This window comes from Mesorhizobium cantuariense (genome assembly GCF_042647205.1).
GTDB classification, from domain to species: Bacteria; Pseudomonadota; Alphaproteobacteria; order Rhizobiales; family Rhizobiaceae; genus Mesorhizobium; species Mesorhizobium cantuariense.
The window spans coordinates 7,927,409-7,948,545 of record NZ_JBHRVD010000001.1 but is presented as its reverse complement, the minus strand read 5'-3'; the positions used below and the strand labels follow the sequence as shown (position 1 = coordinate 7,948,545).

The following is a 21,137-nucleotide window of genomic DNA, read 5'->3' as shown; positions in this document are numbered from 1 at the left end:
CTTGGAATCGTCACTGATGCGATCCGCTTCCTGCCCGCACTGACGGAAGCCTTCACCCGGCGGCTGTCGCCGCATAGTCGCGACAAGCTAGCGAGTTAAGGAAGATGGACATGATCGAGGAAGAATTCGACGCCATTGTCATCGGGGCCGGCATGTCCGGTAACGCGGCTGCTTACACCATGGCAAGCCACGGCCTGAAGGTGCTGCAGTTGGAGCGCGGCGAATATCCGGGTTCCAAGAATGTCCAGGGTGCCATCATGTACGCGAACATGCTGGAGAAGATCATCCCGGACTTCCGGGACGATGCGCCTCTCGAGCGGCATCTGGTCGAACAGCGGCTTTGGGTGATGGACGACACCTCCCACACCGGGATTCACCACGGTCGGACCACTTCAATGAGGCGAAGCGAACCGCTATACGATCATCCGCGCACAGTTCGATAAATGGTTTTCGCGCAAGGTGCGCGAGGCTGGCGCGACGGTTCTTTGTGAGACGACCGTGACGGAGCTCGTCCGAGATGGCAGGGATAGGGTGATCGGCGTCCGCACAGATCGGAGCGGCGGAATAATAGGCGCGGACGTGGTCGTTCTCGCAGAAGGTGTGTGCGGGCTGCTTGGCACCCGGGCCGGCCTGCGATCGATGCCCAAACCAGAAACCGTGGCGCTCGCCGTCAAGGAGATGCATTTCCTGCCCGAAGAGGTCATCGAGCAGCGGTTCGGCCTCAACGGCGATGAAGGCTGTGTGATCGAGGCGGTGGGCACGATCTCCCACGGCATGGCCGGGCTCGGCTTCCTCTATACCAACAAGGAGTCAATCTCATTGGGCGTCGGCTGCCTCGTTTCCGATTTCGCCGCAGCGATGGAGAGCCCTTACGCTCTCCTTGACGCCTTCAAAAACCATCCTTCGATCCGGCCGCTGATCGCCGGCTCCGAGGTCAAAGAATATGCCGCGCATCTCATTCCCGAAGGTGGCTACAAGGCGATTCCGCAGCTCTTTGGCGACGGCTGGGTGGTGGTCGGCGATGCCGCGCAGTTGAACAACGCCATCCATCGCGAGGGTTCGAACCTCGCCATGACCTCCGGCCGTATCGCGGCTGAGGCAATCGTTCAGCTCAAGAGGCGCAGTCATCCAATGACTAAACGGAACCTATCTTTTACAAGATCATGCTTGACAATTCATTCGTGGTCAAAGATCTGCGCAAATACAAGGACATGCCAGCCTTGCTTCATACCAATTCGTGCAATTTCTTCACCACATATCCGCAATTGCTGTCCAAGGCCGCGCAGAACTTCCTGCGCGTCGACGGCACCCCTAAGATCGACAAGGAAAAAGCGACCACGGCCGCCTTCGTCAAGGCTCGTTCGCGCTGGGGGCTGGTCAGCGACGCGGTCCGCCTAGCATGCGCGTGGCGCTGAGGGAGAGATGACGATGGCAGTGACCAAGTTACGCGTCGAGGACAAGCTTTACCACAACCGCTACTTGGTCGATCCTGGCCGCCCGCATATCAAAGTGCGACCGCACGAGAAGCCGAGCCCGAACCTTCTCGCCCTGACCCGCGTGTGCCCGGCCAAATGCTATGAGTTGAACGACGCAGGCCAAGTGGAGATCACCCCGATGGCTGCATGGAGTGCGGCACCTGCCGGATTTTGTGCGAGGCCAGCGGTGAGATCGAGTGGAACTATCCGCGCGGCGGCTTCGGTGTCCTCTTCAAGTTCGGATGATCGGCGGCGCCCGCACTGTTCAAATGAATACTGGAGTTCAAACGACCAAGGCGCGCTTGGGAGGAGTATCCTGGATAACCGCTGAGGTGTTTCGATGGCCCATATGCTGCGGGATCGGTTCGATGAAGGAGGTCCTCCGGACATCGGGCGGAACCGGCCCTCAAACCATGCACAAAGCCGATCTCTCACTCAGGGAATTTATGAGATATCGAAGGTTCTGACTGCGCCAGCTCCGCTGGAGATTACGCTCGCCAACGTTGTGAAGGTCCTCCGTCCTTTCTGCAAATGCGCCACGCAGCAGTGGTTGTCCTGGACACTGCTGTGCGCGAGCTGGAAAACTGCGTGCAATGGACGGCTACACTTGCTCGGTCATGGACAATCACTTCGTCGGACTTCGCCTGCACGAATAGTCAATGCCTTTCTTCGCTCCTGTGGAAAGCAGCCGAGAGTTCGCATGGCGCCAATGCAATCGACGGGCTGTCACGCAGCAACATTTTGCCGGCTGGATCAGGGCTGCTGGCCAGCCGCATCGGCACTCCACACGACAAGGTATCGTCCCTGCTTGCCCAGCGACAGCCCTGCGTCTGACAGAGCGCGACCGGCTGATCGACACTATGGAGAAGGTGGGCTGGGTTCAGGCAAAGGCCGCCCGTATCCTCGACCTCACGCCGCGGCAAATCGGCTACGCTCTGCGCCGGTATGGCATCAAGGTGAAGAAATTCCAGAGATCAGATGACCTGCAATGGCGGGCTGCATCAGCGCTGCTGAACTGTGGCTCAGACACGCTTGCCTTCGCGGCCCCGATCCGCTTGTCCGCCTGTCGGAATGCCGACAAAACGCTGTCCGAACAAAACGACAGAATTCGACACGGAAAGCCAATCGTGAATTAAAACCGCTCTTTGAGCTGGCATGGCTCTTGCGCTTCCAGCTGCGACGTCCACCAGCAACGGAGCCGTTCGATGCCCGCACCGATCGTTTCGCTTGAGGCCCTGACCAGCACGACGACTTTCGACCAATTGCTGGCGACGGCGAAATCGGCTGGCTGCACATCGCCATCCTGCGGCTCGTCGGAGAAGCCAGACGACTTGGATCCGGTTGTCTGGAGAGAATCAAGGATCATCCCTGCTTTTCAGAAGAAGCCCACCATTATTTTGCGCGCATGCACGTTGCGGTCGCGCCGGCTTGCAATGTCCAGTGCAACTATTGCAATCGCAAATATGACTGCGCCAACGAAAGCCGGCCCGGAGTCGTCTCGGAAAAGCTCACTCCCGACCAGGCGCTACGCAAGGTGATCGCGGTTGCCAACGAAGTGCCGCAGCTTTCGGTACTCGGCATCGCCGGACCGGGCGACGCCTGTTACGACTGGAAGAAGACAAAGGCAACGTTCGAGCGAGTCGCCAGAGAGATCCCCGACGTCAAGCTGTGCATATCGACCAATGGACTCGCGCTACCGGATCGCGTCGCCGAGCTTGCCGACATGAATGTCGATCACGTGACGATCACCATCAACATGGTCGATCCGGAAGTCGGTGCAAAGATCTATCCTTGGATCTTTCACGGCCACCGCCGATACCGGCATCGAAGCCGCCCGGATCCTGCACGAGCGGCAGATGCTGGGTCTGGAAATGCTGAGCGCGCGCGGCATCCTGACCAAGATCAACTCGGTGGTGATCCCCGCCGTCAACGACGAGCATCTGATCGAGGTAAATAAATGGGTCAAGGAGCGCGGGGCGTTCCTGCACAATGTCATGCCCCTGATTTCCGACCCCGCGCACGGTACGCATTACGGCCTGACCGGGCAACGCGGCCCCAATGCAACGGAGCTCAAGGCCCTCCAGGATCGTCTCGAAGGCGGCGCCAAGTTGATGCGCCATTGCCGGCAATGCCGGGCCGATGCCGTCGGCCTGATCGGCGAGGATGATGGCCAGGAATTCACACTCGACCGAATTCCCACCGAGGTCACTACGACGCCAGCAAGCGCGAGGCCTATCGCGAGGTGGTCGCGCACGAGCGCCGCGATCACATGGCGGCAGAAGCAAGGCGATCGGAATGCTCAAGGCAGCAGGTTCCGGCAAGTCCCTTCTTGTGGCAGTTGCGACCAAGGGCGGCGGCCGTGTCAACGATCATTTCGGCCATGCGAAGGAATTCCAGATTTATGAAGCCTCGCCGCGCGGGATCACCTTCGTCGGGCATCGCAAGGTCGAGCAGTATTGCCTCGGCGGCTGGGGGAAAAAAGGCACCCTCGCAGCAATCATCGCTGCTCTGGGGGGCATAGACATCGTGCTGTGCGCCAAGATCGGAGATTGTCCAAAGGATCAACTCGCGGAAGCTGGAATCCGAGCGAGCGACGCTTACGGGCATGACTACATCGAGACGGCAATCAGCGCGCTTTACGCCGCCGAGCTTAGCGTCCAACCGCTGGCGGCGACGGCCTGAGCCGTCTCATTCCCAACCGAACCAGGAGTTACAATGAGTTTTAAGATCATCGCATCCCAATGCACTCAATGCGGCGCTTGCGAGTTCGAATGTCCCTCAGGCGCGATCGAATTCAAGGGCGAGAGCTACGTGATCGAGCGGGACAAGTGCACCGAATGCGAGGGGGCCTTCGATACGCAGCAATGCGCCTCGGTGTGCCCTATGCCGAAGACCTGCGTTCCTGCTTGATATCCGGTGGCCTGAAACGCCTTTATCAACAAACTGACACCTCAAGAAGGAAGGAACGGCCATGGGGCTCGGACGCGAACAGGAGGTCGAAATCCACCAACTTCCACGATTTGAGCCGGGTGAGCGGGTCCGTGCCACGCGCCACATAAAGAATGACGGCACCTTTCCTGGCAGGCAGATCGGCGAAAACCTCGTGCGGAAGGGCGACGAGGGCTATGTGCGCGATGTTGGCACCTTTCTCCAGCAGTTCTTCATCTACGCGGTCGAGTGGATCGATCGTGGCACGGTGGTCGGCATGCGAGCGCGTGAACTGATGAGCCTCGACAAGGTCGAGGCTCCGAGCAGGACCGACAGCACTGTGAATGAAGGAACGGCCAGATGAAAGTAATGATCCGCAGGACCGGCGCTGGCTTGTCGGCGTATATCCCCAAGAAGGATCTCGAAGAGCCGATCGTCAAACTCGAGAAGGAAGCGTTGTGGGGCGGGGCCGTGACGCTCAAAAACGGCTGGCGACTCGTTTTTACCCGACCTTCCACGCGATACGCCTTTGCCGATCACCGTCGAGGCAAGGAAGATCTCCGACGAGGACTAATGCCGCGGATTGATAGAGAGCGCGACCAGAGGAAGCGAGCATGAACACGATCCCACCCTCGAGGCACCTCGTCATTGTCCGGGACAGCTTTGCCGAAAAGCTGCTTGAGCTTGCGAAGCAAGCGCTAGCCGCCGATCAGGTGATCCCGTATCTCGGTCCGGGCCTTCTCCGGCTGAGCTCCGCGGAGCCGACTGTACCGTTTACCTCGGAAGCCGTCGCCGCGGCGCTCAACACGAGGATGCCAGCACCTTCCAAGATCCGCACCAATATGTGGTCGGTCGCGCAGTTTATTGAACAGCGCCGGCACCGCCGCACACTTCAAACATGGATGGCCGAGATCTTCGCAGCGCCGGCGGCGCCGACTGTCCTCCACGCCTGGCTCGCAACGCTGCCGCTCTCCCTCATCATCGACAGCTGGTACGACGGCGCCATGCGGGCGGCCCTCGCAGATGCCGGCCGAACGGACGTCGTCGAGATACAAGGCGTAACTCGGTCGAACGAATTCGGTGACATTTGGACGAAAACGTATGATTTGTCCGGCAACGAACTCGAATCCGGATCGGTGGCAAAGACGGTCCTCTATACACCTCACGGCAGCATTAGGCCGGCGGCAAATTTCCTAGTGGCGGATTCCGACTATGTCGAAGTCCTTACCGAAATCGATATTCAGACCCCGATCCCAGACGCGGTGAAGGAACGGCGCAACGATCGGGGTCTTTTCTTTTTCGGCTGCCGCTTCAATGATCAGATGCTGCGCACCTATGCCAGGCAGATCTTGAAGCGCTCCATAGGCCCACATTGCACGGTAATGGATGCGCAAACGCTGACCAGAAACGAAGCCCGTTTTCTGGCGGCAAGCGGAATCACGGTGATCGATATGTCAGCAAGCGAAGCGGTGGCTCGGCTTGTCGGAGCGCGCACTGCAGCAGATGGCCAGGATCAACTTCGCGGACGCCTTTGATATGGAAAGCCGTCCGGCTTGCCGTCAAGGGGGCAAAATTCAGTCGGGAACACACCCGTGAGCAATGCCATTGGCACAGCAACGAACGCTCTGAATTCGGCCACCCATGCGGAGGCGACCCGCCGGGGGCGAGGCTTGAATACGCTGCTGCGCATTACGCGTATGAACTTGCGGCACCTCGGCAGGTCACCTTCGCTTTCGGTTCCACGATCGGAGCAGTAATCCTCCAGTTGCTCATTCCCAGCTTCTCGGGCGGGCTGTCGACCAGACCCAGATAGCGATCGGGGACGGTGTCACGGGGACCACGGCAGAACAAGCGCTCTGGACCCCGGCTCTGCTGCTGCTCGGTGTCAGCGCGCTACGCGGCCTCTTCACGATGGCGCAGAACTATTTTGCCGAAGCCGTCGGGCATCAAGTCGCGTACGAACTGCGGCTCGCTTGTTACGACAAGATCCAGCGTCTCAGCTTTTCCTATCACGATCGCGTGCATTCAGGTGATCTGATCATGCTCGGTATTCTCGATCTTGACGGCGTGCGGACGTATTTTTCCAACGCACTGGTTCGCGTGCTCTTGCTCAGCATGCTGATCGGGATCGGCGCCTACACTATGATCTCAACCGACCCGGTGCTCGGCCTGGTCGCGCTGAGCTTCGTACCTTTCGTCGCCTGGCGCTCGTCGGTCACACACCTTAGGCTGCGCGCCACCTGGCTAGACCTGCAGGAGCGGCTTTCGGTCCTGAGCCGCGTGATGGAGGAAAATCTCGCAGGCATCCGGGTCGTCCGCGCCTTTTCGGCACAGGCTTATGAGATGCTGAAGTTCGACCGCGCCTCGAAGAACGCGCTCGACCGCGCACACCACCAGGTTGACGTCTCCGTGCCCAACACATCGGCAATGACCCTCTCCTTTTTTTTCGCCATGGGGTTGGTGCTCTGGATCGGTTGCAACAAGCTCATCGCCGGCGATATCACGGTCGGGACGCTGGCGACGTTCCTGACCTTCATGACGATCCTGCAAATGCCCGTCCGCCAGATCGGTCTGATGGTCAATGCCTTCGCCCGCGCTTCGACTTGCGGTTCGCGTCTCTTCGCTCTCCTCGACCAGGATATCACGATCAGGGATGCTCCCGGCGCCAGACCGCTCGAGATCAGTGAAGGCATTCTGCGGTTCGACAATGTCTCGTTTGCATATCCCGGTACCGAAAACCGCGCCATTTTGAAGAATATCAGCTTTGAAGCCCGCAGGGGCGAGACGATCGCGATCGTCGGTCCGCCGGGTTCCGGCAAATCGACAATGGCTCATCTGATTGCCCGCTTTTACGACGTGAGCGGGGGCGCCATCACGCTTGACGGGCATGACATCCGCGGGGTCACCCTCGCGACGCTTCGCAAGATGGTCGCCGTCGCACAGCAGGATGCATTCCTTTTCACCACGACGATCGAGAACAACATCGCTTACGGCGATCCCTGGGCGAGGGAACAGCGGATCGAGCGCGCCAGCGAATCCGCCCAGCTGCACAGCTACATCCTTAGCCTGCCATCAGGCTACGAGACGGTCGTCGGCGAACGCGGCGCCTCTCTCTCGGGCGGCCAGCGCCAGCGTCTCACGATAGCTCGCACGATGATGCTGCGCCCATCAATCGTCGTTTTCGACGACTCAACGGCCGCGATCGATGGGGCCACCGAGCAGCGCATCCGCGCGGCGATACGACGTTTCGCCAAGGATAGGGTTACGATCATCATCGCCCACCGGCTGAGTTTGCTCACGCACGCCGACCAGATCCTTTTTGTCGACAACGGCGAGATCGTCGAGCGCGGTACCCATCAAGAGCTCTTGGTCAAGCGAGGACGCTATAGCGCCTTGCACGATTTCCAGTTGCGCGCCAGTGATGACATCGCGATCGCGAATGGAGGCGTGACCTGATGGCCAAGGGGCATGTCAGCGAACCCGAAACCGAAACCAATGACGGCAGGCGCCCCCCGCGCGCTGTCGTCGGCTCCCATCACATCGAGGAGGAGATCTTCGGCCGGGCTTTCGACAACAACATCGTTCGGCGCATCTGGGCCTTCGTCCGCCCCTACCGCGCTATGGTAATCATCTCCGTCGCCGCATTGATGATCTTCACCGGTACGCAGCTTCTCATGCCGCTTATCATCCGTTACGCGATCGACCACGCCATGACTTCGGCTGGCGCTGATCGCTCCGCCCTGCTTGCGGCCGCCGAGGCGTTCGGCCTCACCATTGTGGTTAATTTCGGCGCCGCCTACACACAGGAAACCGCGGTGGGGAAAATGACCGAGAACGTCCTCTTCGATATCCGCCGCGCCATGTTTGGTCATCTGCAGAAGGTTTCGCTCTCCTTCATGGACAAGACCGAGGTCGGACGCCTGATGTCCCGCCTTCAAGGCGACGTCTACGCCATCCACGAATTCCTCGAAACCTCAATCTATTCCGTAGCCGATTTTGCGCTTCTCTTCGGCATTGTTTTCGTGATGTTGTACCTCGACTTCCGCCTCGGCCTCCTGACGCTCTCTGTCCTGCCGGCCTTGTTGATCATCCGCATCGTCTGGTTGCCGCGTGCCCGCCATGCCTTCATGGCCGCACATGAGACCAATTCGGTCGTCAATGGCGCGCTAGCCGAAGCCATTCACGGCGTGCGTACCATACAGTCCATGCACCGTCAGCAGGTAAATTTCATGCTCTATGACGATAAGGCACATGCCAACCTCAGGGCTCACCTGATCGCTGCTAGGTGTGCACAGGTCATGGTCCCGATCGTCGATGGCCTCACCGGCCTGGCCATGGCCGTCATGATCGCGGTCGGCGGCTCCATGGTCATGAATGGTAGAATCGATGTGGGCGTATTGGTCGCCTACCTGTTCTACATCCAGCGCTTTTTTGACCCAATTCGCTCACTTACCCTGCAATATTCGGTCATGCAGCGTGCCATGGCCTCCGGCAAGCGCCTGACCGATGTGCTCGACGTCAAGATCGAGGTACAGGACAAACCGGGTGCCAGGGTGCTTTCGCCGGAAATGGGCGGCTCGGTCGAATTCAGGAACGTCACCTTCGGCTACGAACCCAACCATCCGGTGCTGAAAAATGTCTCCTTCCGGGTCGATCCCGGCGAGACGGTCGCCTTGGTCGGGCCAACCGGTTCTGGCAAATCGAGTGCGATGGCCCTCGTCCGCCGCCTCTATGATGTTCAGCAGGGCCAGGTGCTGGTCGGCGGACATGATGTGCGCGATCTCACCCAAGAATCGCTCGGCGGCCAAATCGCCATGGTGCTGCAGGAGCCGTTCTTATTCACGGGGACGGTCTTCGATAACATTCGTTACCATAAGACCGACGCCACGCGCGACAAGGTCATCGAGGCCGCCAAGGCGGTCTGCGCCCACGACTTCATCATGAGCCTTGCCAACGGCTATGAAGCCGAAATCGGAGAACGCGGTGGCAACCTTTCTCTCGGCCAGCGCCAGCTCATCAGTTTCGCCCGCGCTCTCGTTGCCGACGCCAAGATCCTGGTTCTTGATGAGGCCACCGCCAACATCGACAGCTACACGGAAATCCTGATCCAGAAGGCTCTGAGAAAACTTCTTGAAGACCGCACTGGCCTCGTCATCGCCCACCGCCTTGCAACAATCCGTGGTGCCGACCGCATCATTGTACTTCAGAATGGCCAGGTCATTGAGACCGGCAACCACGACCAACTGATGGCCATGGGTGGGTTCTATTCCAAACTCTACAATCTTAACTACGCATCCTTCGACGACATTCCCGAAGAAAAACTCGATACCACCGCACTAGGGGGGTCCCGGACCTGATGTAAAGTCGGCCGCTGTCGGCCTCAACCGTTCCATCTGGTTGAGGCCGACGAGATCGTTGGACCTGGCGTGCTCGTCGGCGATAGTGTCGGCGGCCGCGCTACATGATCGGGTTCGGCGGCCAGGCTGCGTCGCATCTATCTCGCAGATTCGCGATGGCGTCTCCGGGCTGATCAGTCTCGACAGCAGTCCATCCCGAAGCTGGACCATGCGCGATGTGTCCCCGCGGGTCACTTCAATATTCCCCCGGTTAAGGTCAGTCAAACTCCTCCACCCGCAAGGCAGGACAGATGTGGATTTGTTAGTTTGACTTTGTTTCCCGGGCAAAGGCTTCAGCGGCTTCTTTGAGGCGATAGCAGTCATGAAAACAGCGCGTATCCAGGTCCGCAGCGATGCCGATGCCGTTCTGGTAGAGTCCATCGAGCGCGCAAAGAAGGCCATGCGAACGGGTATCCCTTCGGAACCTTCACATTCAGTTCGCCCTCGCAGCTGTTCACGGTGATCAGCCCCAAGCGGTGGGAGCTGATCGAGCACCTGAAGCGCGTGCATGACGATCTGTCCGGGCTGATCGATTGGGGCATCATCGAGCGCACCGACGACGGAAAGGTTTACGTGCAGATTCCGACATATCCGGCCGGGCATTCTAGCTTGAAGCCGGCCGCCGTTCCGACGTGAAGCTGGCCACCATTCCGATTAATATCCGGCCACTTTGAAGCCTGAGAAGGAGCACCTGGGTCAGCAACTTTGGCATGACGGTCCTTTGGAACAAGAGACGCGTAATGCCGGCAAAGAGAAGGCTGACCATGAGACATTTACGACAGATGCTGCGGCTTGCGGGTGACGGAACGAGCGCCCGAGAGATCGCCCAGAGGCTGGGCACAGCGCGCAGCACCGTGCAGGATAATAATCTGAAGCGTGCAGCTCCGGCAGGCGGGGTTGAACTGGCCGCTGCCGGGCGAGCTGACCGACGACGCGCTTGAGCGCCGGCTGTTCGCCAGGGCGGGCTCAAGCAGGGCCTGCGGCGGCTTCCGGAGCCGAATGGGCGGGGCTGGCGCTGGAACTGAAGAGCCGGGGCACGCTAATGCTCGCCGTATCGCGCCGTCCATCCCGGCGGCTATGGCTGCAGTCGTTATGTTGCGGCCAGATTTATGTTGCGGCTGCAGGGGTGAGCCAAGGCTCTCGGTGATTTCCTCGGCCCAAGCCGCCACATAAAGAAGAACGGCGATGGCAATTGCACTACAATGCTTTCAGGAATGCCATCAATGACGGCAGGGAATCGTTGACGTGGGGGCTTTTTCAGGCTGCTGATATCAACCTTGGCCAACGCCTTGGCCTTCATTTGCAGATCCACCTCGGCTTAGATGTGCGTGGTGTCCAACGACACATGGCCCAGCCAAACGCGGATCGTGTTGATATCGACACCTACACGCAGGAGGTGGACGGCTGTCGTGTGCCGAATCGTATGGGGGCTGACGCGCTTCTTGGTCAGGGTCGGAACGGCTTTGCTTGCCATGGCAGCATATTGCGTCACGACGCGGTGTATTCCGAACCGCGTCAGAGGCTCCTTCATCCGCCCAAGAAAGACTGCATCGCTTTTATCCCGATCGATCACCAGGCGGGCCAGCGATGTTGCCGTCGCTGGCCACAATGGGCAGATCCGGATCTTGTTCCCCTTGCCATGAAGACGCACTGAAGGAAACGCGCCCAGTTGAAGATTGCCGACCGTCAATTTTGCTACCTCATCCGCGCGAGCACCGCTGTTGTACAGGAATAGCAGCAGAGCATGGTCGCGCGCCCCCAGAGTCGTACGCCTGTCGGGTTGACCGAGAAGCGCATCCATCTCGGCCTCTTCGAGATATCCGATCGCGGCCTTTGCGGTCTTCTTGAATGGGATTGCCCTTATCTCGGAACACCAGGCCAGGTGGACCGGCGACCGCGTGCCGATGAAGCGAGCCAGTGAATGAATGGTCACAAGCCGTTGGTTGCGGGTTGCATCGCTGCATCGGCGATCACGTTCCAGATGGTCCAGGAACTTACGGGCGACTTCCGGCGTCAGCTCTTCGACGGTCATGCAATCGATGGCACAGCCTTCCTGTTTGCTAGCGAACGGCAGCAACAGAGCCAGCGTGTCGCGGTAGCTGGCTTGGGTGTTGCGGGAAAGATTGCGCTCGGCGACAAGATGTTCCAGTAGAAACCGACGAATCCACGGACCAAGGAGGTTTTTATCCGTCATGGTTGGCCTCCATCGCGTACGGTGCAAAGCGCTCGCTGGCCGCCTCGAGGAGATCCGGCGTCATCTGCAAATAGCGCTGGGTTGAATGTTTCATAATGAGTCCTGTCCGGTTGATGGAGCGGTAATTAAGGCACGGCGGGCGGGAACGGCGTTCGGACCCGGGCGGCCTTTGATAATCGTGAGGCCGGAAGGAGTATCCCGCAGACCACGGTTGAGATTGTCGCTGCAGACTTTGGTGATGAGCCCTGGCGCCCCCATTGATGCACCGTGGTCTCGGCGATCGCGAAGTGTTCGGCCACTTCCTGGGTGATGAGCAGACCACAATCCCGCAGGCGCTGGCGACGGCCGGGCAGGTTGTAGGCCCCACGGATGAAGGCGATCTTCTTGAGTTGAACGGCTTGCCTTCCCAGCTTCGCAGACCGCGTTCATTGAAGATATCGGCGATCTCGCGATCGCAATGACGGTCGAGCAAGCGGTCTACATCGGCGACGAGCTCAGGCTTGAACTTGCGGATCTGGGCGATCGGCAAGGGCCGGTCCAGCGTCAAGGTGCGGGTCGCCCCGCCGGATAGTCGCACGTTTGCGATAATCCTCTCGGCCTTGACCAGGGTGACGTCGGCCACCAGCAGACGCGGGATGCGCTTGCGCTCACTCATGTCGATGCGGGGATCGCTCCAGATCCGCGGGAGCTGCTCGGCAAGATCGCGGACGCGTTGCTGCGTCTCGGCATCGAGGGCAGCGGCTTGCTCGGGCGCGCGTTGTTCATAGTCTTCGACGACGTCGGTGTGGGGCCGCAGCTTCTCGTTCCACTCGGCCTCGATAGTGTCGGCAACGAGGCGATTGGCGGGATCGACCTTCATGTAGCGGCGCCGGGCGAGCTCGGCGTCATGACGCGTCCGCTCCAGGGTGACGTCAAGGGTCATCGGCGTCATCAGCTCGACAAGCAATGCACCCACCGCGGGGTCGACGACTTTGCCGGGCACGGACTGGCATACCTTGCCGCCACGACGGGTGGCGGTCTCCTGGCAGATATAGGTCGGGACGGGTTTGCCGTGCTCTTGGCTATAATGAACTCCCATGCGCTCGCCGCACAGGGCCGCAGAGAACGCGGCCCTGGAGCAAGGCGCTGCCTTCGCGCACCGGTCCGGCGCGGCGCTGCATTCCATAGGCTTGTGCATTGGTGGTGAGACGCTCCTAGTTGGCCCTAAAGCACTCCCAGGCGATATAACCTGGATGCATGTCGGGGATGACGAACCGAGCCATATCCACCTTGATCTGCGAAACGCCACCGCCCGGCCCGGGGCCGTCCACGCGTTCGACCGTAGACGAAGGCGCCGGCATATCTCGGATTATGCAGGACCTGAAGGATGCGGGTGTGCCGTGGCGGCGCCCTCGATCATGACGCGCACCCCTCAATTGGTTCAGCATGCAGACCTTTTCAAATGCACGCGATGGAGCGGCTCGGGCTTCCCCAAACCACCAACGCTTGATTTGTCGATTTCGCTTAAAAGTCCTTTCACAGACGCTTGATCTCGATGCCATATTTCCTCAGCACGTACCCAATCTGGCGCGGCGTCAGCCCGAGCAGGCGCGCCGCCTTTGCCTGGACCCAGCCACATTTTTCCATAGCCGCAATGACACGATCGGCATCAGTCACCCTCGCGCCATTTAAGTAGGCTGGGCCGGCAGGCGCTAACGGCGCAAGCTCGCCTATGGGAGGCGGGACCCCAAGGGCGGCCGAACCGGTGGCGTCGGCCGGCGGCGTGCTCGACTTCACTGGCACCGGGACGATCGGCCCAGCTTGCAGCGAGGCCTTCCACAGCGCCGCGGCAAAGCACTGACCGTCGCAGCAGGCAAGGTCCTTTCTGAAGATAGATGGGCCCGCCGCCAAGACCGCTGCCCGGTGCACGCAATTTTGGAGCTCACGGATGTTGCCGGGAAATTCACAGTTCTTCAGTACCTCAATCGCACTCGGATCGAAGGTCAGCGTACGGCCGTTCTCATCACTAAAATTCTTGAGAAACTCAGCCGCGAGGAGCGGAATATCACTGCGCCTTTCCCGTAACGCCGGCACCTGCAGGTGAACCACGTTGATGCGATAGTAGAGGTCGCGGCGGAACTCGTTCCTTGCAACCGCCTCTTCCAGGTTCTTGTTCGTGGCGGCAATCACGCGAACATCGACCTTAACGGTCTGGTTGCTGCCGACGCGCTCAAACTCCTCCTCCTGGAGAACGCGCAGGAGCTTTGCCTGAAACGACCCCGAGATCTCGCCGATTTCGTCGAGGAACAACGTCCCCTTGTCAGCGAGCTCAAACCGTCCCTTGCGCGAATTGAACGCGCTGGTGAAGGCACCCTTTTCATGGCCGAACAATTCGGATTCCAGGACTGTTTCAGGCAATGCCGCGCAATTAAGTTTGACGAAGGGTCGCTTGGCGCGCGGCGACAACTCGTGAAGGGCCCTGGCAACCAATTCCTTCCCGGTACCGGATTCGCCTCGTATCAGAACCGTGCTCTTTGCCTTGGCAACCACCGCTATCTTCTCAAGCAGCGCGTTTAGCGCTGGACTGTCGCCAATCATCCCCTTGACGTAAACCTTCTTACGCTCCCGCGCAGGCTGCTTTTGCAACCGTTCCCCCTCCGCCATCGGTCGCGCGCGGTCGCCGGGGGACAAACGATGCAACTTAATGGTCTGTCCCACCAGGGTGGCGACAACGGTGAGCAGCTGGACATCACAATCGGGCGGATACCTTGGCCCATTGTCCAGGGCGCGGTCGATGGTCAGGGTGCCCACGACGTTCGCATCCACGCGAATGGGAACGCCGATGAACGACACTGCTACGGTGTCTGAGGCCCCGAGCATTTCAATATCGGCGGCACTGAAGGCCAAATGCAGCGCTATGTTCTCGGCGACGAGCGGCGTATCGGTCGTCATAATCTGATCGATTGCCTTGCGCGGCAGGCGCCTGCGGTAGCGCTCATCGCTGCTCTCGTCCCACTCGGTGCTTACGGCAATGTCCAGTACGCCGTCACCGTTGAACGAAGAGATGATGCCGTGTTGCATCCGCACAAACGAGCGCAGCAGCTTGAGAGTTTTGGCCAAAGCCACTTCGAGTCGGGAGGGAGCGGCGAGTACTTTCGATATTTCGGAGATCCCGGTAAACGCGCTTTCGTACGGCTGCACACCAGGGATCACGTCGTTCTTCTCGGGCTTTGCGTTAGCCCCTTGCGCGTCCTTGTCGCACGACGGCGTCTTCCTGGCCCTTTGTTCGGGTTTGCCGATGTTGTGATGCATGTCGTCCTCGATCTCGCGCTTTGAAAACAATGCCCATTGCAGGGTGCAGCTGCGACGTTTCGGACAAGCGCGAAAATGGCCCTGACATGAAGTTGGGGCGCCACCATCCGATTGCCCGCCAAGCGGGGCATTGCCTGACGCATGTCTTGGTTTTCCTCTTAAGGCGGGGCCGCCATCTCGGCTTCTGTCAGGCGCAACCGCACGTTGACGAAGTGACCGGATCGAGGGAGGATAGTCAATCGAGCTATCCTTTCATTTGTGAAAGGATACTCGGCGCTCTGATAGAATTCTATCAGGTCAATACATTTCTCTTGTCGGTCTCAAAATCTTGCTGCTTATGCAGTTCCGGCACGTCAAGCCGCCGGCGCAACGCTGAGGAGTCTCTCCCCAGATAAAATACGATATTCTTGGCAGTTGGGCACCTCGAACTACGGCATTTCCGAGACCTGTGGGGCGGCAAAGCGGTTCGGCCGGGCTGATGGCGGGAAGTGGCTTCGGTTTTGGTCGTTGAGGTTGATGCTGGGTGCCGAGTTTGGCGTCGCGGCGGCGTTTTCCGCCGCTTTTGGCGTCATGCAGGCGCAGTTCGCCCCTGGTGCCAGACGTAGCGCATCAGATTGTAGGCGAGGTTCGTCATGCCGATCTTGGTCCTGGCGCGGGCGATGCCGATCGTGCGGATGAAGAGTTTCATCTGCGCCTTCTGACGGGCGAAGACGTGCTCGACGAAGGCTCGGGTCTTTGAGCGCCGGCCGTTGGCCCGCGACGTCGCTTCGCTCATAGGCCGGCCCTTCGGCTTCTTGTGGTGGATTTCGGAGACATATCCGTTCCGGTCGAGCCACTCCTCGTTCTTCTTCGAGCGATAGGCGGTGTCGGCCCAGACCGTAGACCCGGTATTGGCGCGGTTGAGCACGTTGCGAAGCTGCGCGCCGTCATAGGCGGATACGCTCGTGACGTTCCAGCCGCGGATGAAGCCGTGCCGGCGGTCGATGGCGGCATGGTTCTTGTAGCCGAAAGCGGGAATGGCGATGTCGCGCTGCTGCGCCTTTCCCTCCTCGGCGACCTTGGCCTTGGAGAACTTCACCGTCCAGCGGGCATCGCGATCCTTCTGGCGCAGCTTGGCCGGCTTCTCCTTCCATGCGTCCGGCACCTTGCCCGCCTTGATGTCGGCCTTCTCGGCGTCGGTGTTGCGTTGCTTCGGCGCCGCCACGATGGTGGCGTCGACGATCTGCCCGCCCATCGCCAGATAGCCGGCCTTGGCGAGGTGCTTGTCGAAGCGGGCAAACAGGTTCTCCACCGCGCAGGCCTGCGTCAGATGCTCGCGAAACAGCCAAATCGTCTTGGCGTCTGGCACTCTGTCGCCGAGCCCCAGTCCGAGGAAGCGCATGAAGGACAGCCGGTCCTGGATCTGGAACTCGGCCTGGTCGTCGGACAGCCCGTAGAGCGCCTGCAGCACCATGATCTTGAACATCATCACCGGGTCGTAGGCAGGACGACCGCCCCTGGCGCCGTCCGAGCGCTTCAGCACCTTGGCCAAAGGCTTGCGGAAAACCTCCCACGGCACAACGGCGTTCAACTTCTCCAGGGGATCGCCGGCTTCGCTTAGCCGAGCATAGCGCTCATCGATATCCCAGAACCCGGCCTGTCCCCGCATCCAATCCCTCCTTCCAAATCGCAACGGCAGTGAATCACAAACCGGTCAAAATGGGGAGGTTTTTCGAGACCTCCAGTTTGCCCATTTTGCGCCATAACGGCATCCGCTCCAGGACTCGAAAAAGGGGCGTACGCACTCGGAACGAAGGCCCGGGTCTCGCTGGAGTGGCTCTGGTTAAAGGAAGGCCTTGGCCTGGCGCTCTGACAGGCCAAGGCAGAGACGACCGTGGTGGAGATGATTGGCTTCCTGAGGAAACTCGGCGCTAGACGACCTCGCGGGCGCACTTGCCGCTAGCATCGGTTTCATCCGACATGGGCTATGACCCGGGAGTCGGTGGGAGACGCTCAGTAGACCCAGGAACTCTGCGACCTCCCGTGATCTCACGTTGGAGTAGCCATCCGGGACGCCTGCTGCACCATCATCTCCCGCATCCAGATGCTTGCCGGATCACTGTTGTGAAAGGCGGGCCATTGGACGGTCTCGGTGAATGTGGGAAGCGGCAGCGGGAGTTCAATGATCTTCAGGGGGAACGTTTTTTCGAAATGCTTAACCAGCCGTAACGGCATGGTCGCTACACGATCTGTGCCTGACACCATGGGCGGAATCATGCTGAAGCCCTGCACGGCGACCTCGACACGTCTCTTAAGACCATGCTCAAGGAAAAACCATTCGTCGATAGAGGGCCTCAGCGCGCGCCCGAACCTGACCGCAACGTGCCTCATCGACAAATATCTCTCGAGTGTAACCTGCCGTGGTAGCTGTTTGTTCGTAGGGCAGCCCACGCACACGAGCCTCTCGTCGAACAACGCCACTCTTGAATGCGCGCTCGACGTGTACAAATCCGGAAGAATTACAAAATCGATGTCACTGCGCCGGAGAAGCTCATCCGGCTCGTCGTCGACATGCAGCAATTCGAAGCTGACGGAGGGTGCTTCCCGGGCAACACGCTCCACGACCTTCCCAAAAAATACTAGTGTGATGAAATCGGAAAGAATGATCCTGAAGCGCCGATCGGATTGAGCTGGGATAAACGGGTCCTGGGAAATAATCGAGCGCTGGATTTGCAGGAGTGCGTCACGGACTGCGGGGGCGAGCGCTTGCGCACGCGGTGTCAAAATACGTACGCGGCCGCTCAGGATAAATAGGTCATCATGGAAATAATCGCGCAGCCGGGCGACGGCCGCACTCATCGCCGGCTGACTTAGGTTGATGCGGCGTGCCGCCTCCGTGAGCTTGCGTTCGGTCAGCAGCGCGTCAAGCACCACGAGCAGATTCAGATCAAGACCCTTGAAACGCATGTCTTAAGCCATCCAAAGCGTGTATGCGCTTCATCTAAACAAACGATTGTACCGATTTTGCAGAACCTTGCATAGGGTATCCAAGGATGGAAGCCCTAAACCTTCTGATGTGGGTGGAACATCAAGCGCGTCGCATGTCCATTGCGACCAGATTTGTCGGTGATCTGCGCAAGCTACGTCGCGGCGGCTCGGCGCGACAAGCTAATTGCGTGGGCGCTTAGCTCGAGAAACCGTAACCAAGATGAGGCTTCCATGCGCTCACAGCTACGATGGAGGTTGTGCTGGGAAAATGAGTTGCAACTGGCCGACCACATCGAACTCGCCGACTTCTTCCGAAAGACTTATGGACCGACTGGGGTCTTCAATGCGAAGCCATTTGCAGGCAATCGGAGTTGGGCCGGAGCAAGACCCGAGTTGCGTGCAATCGGCTATGACTCGCGCGGTGTAGCGGCTCATATGGGCTTACTACGCCGCTTCATTAAGGTTGGCGAAGTCGATCAACTGGTGGGCGAACTCGGATTGTACGGGGTGCGTCCGGATCTTGAAGGACTCGGAATCAGCCTTTCGTTCCGAGTCGTCTATCCAGTGCTGCAGGAGCTTGGCGTTCCATTCGCTTTCGGCACGGTTCGGCACGCGCTGCGAAACCATATTGTAAGATTCTTCAGAGACGACTTGGCGACCATTGTGTCGGGCGTTCGCGTACGGTCGACCCAAGCAGAGGTATATCCCGACCTCCCGCCGACGCGCCTTGAGGACGTGCTCGTTGTGGTCTTACCGGTTACGCGGCCGATGAGCGATTGGCCGACGGGTGCAATAATTGACAGGAACGGGCCAGAGCTATGAACCCCAACTATCTGTCCGAAGTGCCGTTTGAGTTCGCCGACCGCGTTAGCGATCGCAGCGTTTATTTGACGTTTGATGACGGTGCTAACCTACTTTTCACACCGCAGATCCTCGACGTGCTGGCGCAACATCGGGTGCCGGCGACTTTCTTCGTCATCGGTGCCTACGCCGCAGAGCAGCCGGAACTGATCCAACGAATGATCGCAGAGGGGCATGAGGTAGGCAATCACACGATGACCCATACGGATCTGTCCCGATGCGGATTCGAGGAAGTACAACGTGAGATATTTGACGCGAACCTGGCCATCATGATGGCGTGCCCGCAGGCCTCGGTGCGCTACTTTCGCGCGCCATACGGGGCCTGGAGCCAAGAGGTGATCACAGCCTCGGAGATCGCTGGGCTGACCCCCCTTCATTGGTCGGTTGACCCACGAGACTGGTCTCGCCCCGGCGTCGATGCAATCGTCGATGCAGTGCTCACCTCAGTCCGGCCTGGCGCAATAGTGCTCTTGCACGACGGGTGCCCTCCCGACGAGCTGACTCTTGGCGCTTACGCCCATCTGCGTGACCAGACCACAACGGCGCTGTCCCGTTTGATTCCGGCGTTACACGACCGCGGATATGAAATTCGCTCCCTTCCACAACATCACTGATCAATGAGATCCTATGGACCTGCTAGCTCCAGTCAGTACCTTCGTCGTGTCTTTTTATGCGCTGTTCTCGGCCGCATATGAAGGCTTGCAGGCGGTTTATGCCCTGCGGACAAACGGTTCGTCAGCATCGGACGAACTGGTCGGCCCCGACCCTTGGCCGAGCGTAGATGTCATCGTACCCTGCTACAACGAGGACCCGCGCACGCTCTCGGCATGCCTAGCTTCCATCGCAAGCCAACAATACGCCGGAAAACTGCAAGTTTATGTGGTTGATGATGGTTCTACAAATTGCGACGCCGTCGTACCTGTACACGATACCTATGCGCGCGACCCGAGATTCAACTTCATTCTTCTTCCCAAAAATGTCGGAAAGCGCAAGGCCCAGATTGCGGCGATACGCCGCTCATCAGGAGACTTGGTGCTCAACATCGACTCGGACACGACAATCGCATCCGACGTCATCACCAAGCTTGCACGAAAGATGCGAAATCCAGTGATCGGGGCGGCCATGGGGCAGTTGACGGCCAGCAACCGGATGGACACTTGGTTGACCCGATTGATCGATATGGAGTATTGGCTGGCTTGCAACACGGAACGCGCCGCACAGGCTCGCTTCGGTGCGGTTATGTGTTGCTGCGGCCCATGTGCTATGTACCGCCGCTCCGCGCTCGTTTCCCTGTTGGATCAGTACGAGACGCAACTGTTTCGAGGGAAGCCGAGCGACTTCGGTGAGGATCGTCATCTAACGATCCTCATGTTGAAAGCAGGCTTTCAAACCGAATACGTTTCGGACGCCATCGCCGCAACAGTCGTTCCGGACAGGCTGGTGCCGTATTTGCGCCAACAACTCCGCTGGGCGCGGAGCACTTTTCGAGACACGCTGCTAGGGCTGCCCCTCCTGCCCAGCCTCAATGGCTACCTCACGTTAGACGTGGTCGGACAGAATCTAGGTCCGCTATTGCTCGCCGTTTCAGTACTAACAGGGATCGCGCAGCTCGCACTCACGGGCCAAATGCCGTGGTGGACGGTCCTGGTGATCGCATCGATGACATTGATTCGCTGCAGCGTGGCAGCGTTACGTGCACGTGAATTGCGATTTTTCGGCTTTGCTCTTCACACATTCATCCAAATCTTTCTGATAATTCCGGTGAAAATCTACGCGCTGTGTACGTTGAGCAATAGTGATTGGTTGTCACGCAAAATTGGCACTGTGCAAAACAGGAGAAACAGGCAATTCATCGTGCAAATCACGATTGCTGTATCAAAGACTACAGCACGTCTCGCAATTACTGGGTCAACTGACAGGGAAGATCCTTCGCAATGCTCTGCGGGGCTGGCGACGTGTGGCGGCATTTGCCGCGACGAGTAAGACTAGAAGCTCTGACCCCAGACGAGCCGAGCTTCTCATCGA

General features: G+C 59.3%; 15 protein-coding genes and 6 pseudogenes. 15 read left to right on the top strand and 6 right to left on the bottom strand.

What is annotated here, in order from left to right; translation table 11 throughout:
• The first annotated feature begins 110 nt into the window (after positions 1 to 110).
• From ACFOJ9_RS38630 to ACFOJ9_RS38575, 12 genes and pseudogenes are all read left to right on the top strand, one after another.
• Positions 111 to 1,415 (top strand): annotated as a pseudogene (locus ACFOJ9_RS38630) (FAD-binding protein).
• A gap of 7 nt (positions 1,416 to 1,422) precedes the next feature.
• Positions 1,423 to 1,721: pseudogene (locus ACFOJ9_RS38625) on the top strand (ferredoxin family protein).
• Between the two features lie 321 nt (positions 1,722 to 2,042).
• Positions 2,043 to 2,443 (top strand): annotated as a pseudogene (locus ACFOJ9_RS38620) (helix-turn-helix domain-containing protein); the annotation flags it as partial.
• Positions 2,444 to 2,680: 237 nt separating this feature from the next.
• Positions 2,681 to 4,157: pseudogene (nifB, locus tag ACFOJ9_RS38615) on the top strand (nitrogenase cofactor biosynthesis protein NifB).
• Positions 4,158 to 4,190: 33 nt separating this feature from the next.
• A complete protein-coding gene (locus tag ACFOJ9_RS38610) occupies positions 4,191 to 4,385 on the top strand; it encodes a 4Fe-4S dicluster domain-containing protein (RefSeq protein ID WP_095082078.1) in 195 nt (64 codons plus the stop codon).
• A gap of 61 nt (positions 4,386 to 4,446) precedes the next feature.
• On the top strand, positions 4,447 to 4,767 hold the full coding sequence (locus ACFOJ9_RS38605; protein ID WP_378976354.1) for a nitrogen fixation protein NifZ: 321 nt from the start codon (positions 4,447 to 4,449) through the stop codon (positions 4,765 to 4,767).
• A pseudogene (gene nifT, locus ACFOJ9_RS38600) lies at positions 4,764 to 4,977 on the top strand (putative nitrogen fixation protein NifT). Before ACFOJ9_RS38605 ends, nifT begins: the two are co-directional and overlap by 4 nt.
• Before the next feature lie 40 nt (positions 4,978 to 5,017).
• On the top strand, positions 5,018 to 5,938 hold the full coding sequence (locus tag ACFOJ9_RS38595; protein WP_378976350.1) for an SIR2 family NAD-dependent protein deacylase: 921 nt from the start codon (positions 5,018 to 5,020) through the stop codon (positions 5,936 to 5,938).
• A 162-nt stretch (positions 5,939 to 6,100) separates the two neighbouring features.
• Positions 6,101 to 7,859 (top strand): annotated as a pseudogene (locus tag ACFOJ9_RS38590) (ABC transporter ATP-binding protein).
• Entirely contained in the window at positions 7,859 to 9,760 is a 1,902-nt protein-coding gene (locus ACFOJ9_RS38585; protein WP_378976348.1) for an ABC transporter ATP-binding protein, read from the top strand. The pseudogene ACFOJ9_RS38590 and the gene ACFOJ9_RS38585 overlap by 1 nt, the downstream one beginning before the upstream one ends.
• Before the next feature lie 498 nt (positions 9,761 to 10,258).
• Positions 10,259 to 10,435: a DUF2087 domain-containing protein gene (locus ACFOJ9_RS38580; RefSeq protein WP_245331018.1), complete on the top strand. Its 177-nt coding sequence runs from the start codon at positions 10,259 to 10,261 to the stop codon at positions 10,433 to 10,435.
• A gap of 74 nt (positions 10,436 to 10,509) precedes the next feature.
• Entirely contained in the window at positions 10,510 to 10,740 is a 231-nt protein-coding gene (locus tag ACFOJ9_RS38575) for a helix-turn-helix domain-containing protein (protein WP_378976346.1), read from the top strand.
• 149 nt (positions 10,741 to 10,889) lie between these two features.
• Here the strand turns inward: ACFOJ9_RS38575 and ACFOJ9_RS38570 are convergent, their stop codons facing one another.
• From ACFOJ9_RS38570 to ACFOJ9_RS38545, 6 genes are all read right to left on the bottom strand, one after another.
• Entirely contained in the window at positions 10,890 to 11,099 is a 210-nt protein-coding gene (locus tag ACFOJ9_RS38570) for a hypothetical protein (protein WP_206073676.1), read from the bottom strand.
• Between the two features lie 18 nt (positions 11,100 to 11,117).
• The gene (locus ACFOJ9_RS38565) at positions 11,118 to 11,993 is read right to left on the bottom strand and encodes a tyrosine-type recombinase/integrase (protein WP_206073677.1); all 876 of its coding nucleotides are present in this window, start codon (positions 11,991 to 11,993) and stop codon (positions 11,118 to 11,120) included.
• Entirely contained in the window at positions 11,983 to 13,071 is a 1,089-nt protein-coding gene (locus ACFOJ9_RS38560; protein WP_245331019.1) for a hypothetical protein, read from the bottom strand. The genes ACFOJ9_RS38565 and ACFOJ9_RS38560 overlap by 11 nt, the downstream gene beginning before the upstream one ends.
• A gap of 437 nt (positions 13,072 to 13,508) precedes the next feature.
• Complete coding sequence (gene nifA, locus ACFOJ9_RS38555; RefSeq protein WP_095084246.1) at positions 13,509 to 15,284, bottom strand: nif-specific transcriptional activator NifA; 1,776 nt, start codon at positions 15,282 to 15,284, stop codon at positions 13,509 to 13,511.
• Positions 15,285 to 15,852: 568 nt separating this feature from the next.
• On the bottom strand, positions 15,853 to 16,932 hold the full coding sequence (locus ACFOJ9_RS38550; protein ID WP_378976341.1) for an IS5 family transposase: 1,080 nt from the start codon (positions 16,930 to 16,932) through the stop codon (positions 15,853 to 15,855).
• A gap of 380 nt (positions 16,933 to 17,312) precedes the next feature.
• Positions 17,313 to 18,230, bottom strand: coding sequence for a LysR family transcriptional regulator (locus ACFOJ9_RS38545; RefSeq protein ID WP_095082092.1), 918 nt, complete (start codon positions 18,228 to 18,230; stop codon positions 17,313 to 17,315).
• Between the two features lie 252 nt (positions 18,231 to 18,482).
• Here ACFOJ9_RS38545 and ACFOJ9_RS38540 point away from each other — a divergent pair, with 252 nt between their 5' ends.
• From ACFOJ9_RS38540 to nodC, 3 genes are read left to right on the top strand one after another with little or no spacing between them, the layout of a single operon-like run.
• Positions 18,483 to 19,073: a NodA family N-acyltransferase gene (locus ACFOJ9_RS38540; protein WP_378976339.1), complete on the top strand. Its 591-nt coding sequence runs from the start codon at positions 18,483 to 18,485 to the stop codon at positions 19,071 to 19,073.
• The gene (nodB, locus tag ACFOJ9_RS38535; RefSeq protein WP_378976337.1) at positions 19,070 to 19,726 is read left to right on the top strand and encodes a chitooligosaccharide deacetylase NodB; all 657 of its coding nucleotides are present in this window, start codon (positions 19,070 to 19,072) and stop codon (positions 19,724 to 19,726) included. Before ACFOJ9_RS38540 ends, nodB begins: the two co-directional genes overlap by 4 nt.
• 13 nt (positions 19,727 to 19,739) lie before the next feature.
• The gene (gene nodC, locus ACFOJ9_RS38530; protein WP_378976335.1) at positions 19,740 to 21,095 is read left to right on the top strand and encodes a chitooligosaccharide synthase NodC; all 1,356 of its coding nucleotides are present in this window, start codon (positions 19,740 to 19,742) and stop codon (positions 21,093 to 21,095) included.
• The last annotated feature ends 42 nt before the right edge of the window (positions 21,096 to 21,137 follow it).

Bases quoted from the DNA above. Each gene is read 5' to 3' on its own strand.
- ACFOJ9_RS38610 (WP_095082078.1), top strand. From the start codon at position 4,191: ATGAGTTTTAAGATCATCGCATCCCAATGCACTCAATGCGGCGCTTGC.
- ACFOJ9_RS38605 (WP_378976354.1), top strand. From the start codon at position 4,447: ATGGGGCTCGGACGCGAACAGGAGGTCGAAATCCACCAACTTCCACGA.
- ACFOJ9_RS38595 (WP_378976350.1), top strand. From the start codon at position 5,018: ATGAACACGATCCCACCCTCGAGGCACCTCGTCATTGTCCGGGACAGC.
- ACFOJ9_RS38585 (WP_378976348.1), top strand. From the start codon at position 7,859: ATGGCCAAGGGGCATGTCAGCGAACCCGAAACCGAAACCAATGACGGC.
- ACFOJ9_RS38575 (WP_378976346.1), top strand. From the start codon at position 10,510: ATGACGGTCCTTTGGAACAAGAGACGCGTAATGCCGGCAAAGAGAAGG.
- ACFOJ9_RS38570 (WP_206073676.1), bottom strand. From the start codon at position 11,099: ATGAAGGCCAAGGCGTTGGCCAAGGTTGATATCAGCAGCCTGAAAAAG.
- ACFOJ9_RS38565 (WP_206073677.1), bottom strand. From the start codon at position 11,993: ATGACGGATAAAAACCTCCTTGGTCCGTGGATTCGTCGGTTTCTACTG.
- ACFOJ9_RS38560 (WP_245331019.1), bottom strand. From the start codon at position 13,071: ATGGGAGTTCATTATAGCCAAGAGCACGGCAAACCCGTCCCGACCTAT.
- nifA (WP_095084246.1), bottom strand. From the start codon at position 15,284: ATGCATCACAACATCGGCAAACCCGAACAAAGGGCCAGGAAGACGCCG.
- ACFOJ9_RS38550 (WP_378976341.1), bottom strand. From the start codon at position 16,932: ATGCGGGGACAGGCCGGGTTCTGGGATATCGATGAGCGCTATGCTCGG.
- ACFOJ9_RS38545 (WP_095082092.1), bottom strand. From the start codon at position 18,230: ATGCGTTTCAAGGGTCTTGATCTGAATCTGCTCGTGGTGCTTGACGCG.
- ACFOJ9_RS38540 (WP_378976339.1), top strand. From the start codon at position 18,483: ATGCGCTCACAGCTACGATGGAGGTTGTGCTGGGAAAATGAGTTGCAA.
- nodB (WP_378976337.1), top strand. From the start codon at position 19,070: ATGAACCCCAACTATCTGTCCGAAGTGCCGTTTGAGTTCGCCGACCGC.
- nodC (WP_378976335.1), top strand. From the start codon at position 19,740: ATGGACCTGCTAGCTCCAGTCAGTACCTTCGTCGTGTCTTTTTATGCG.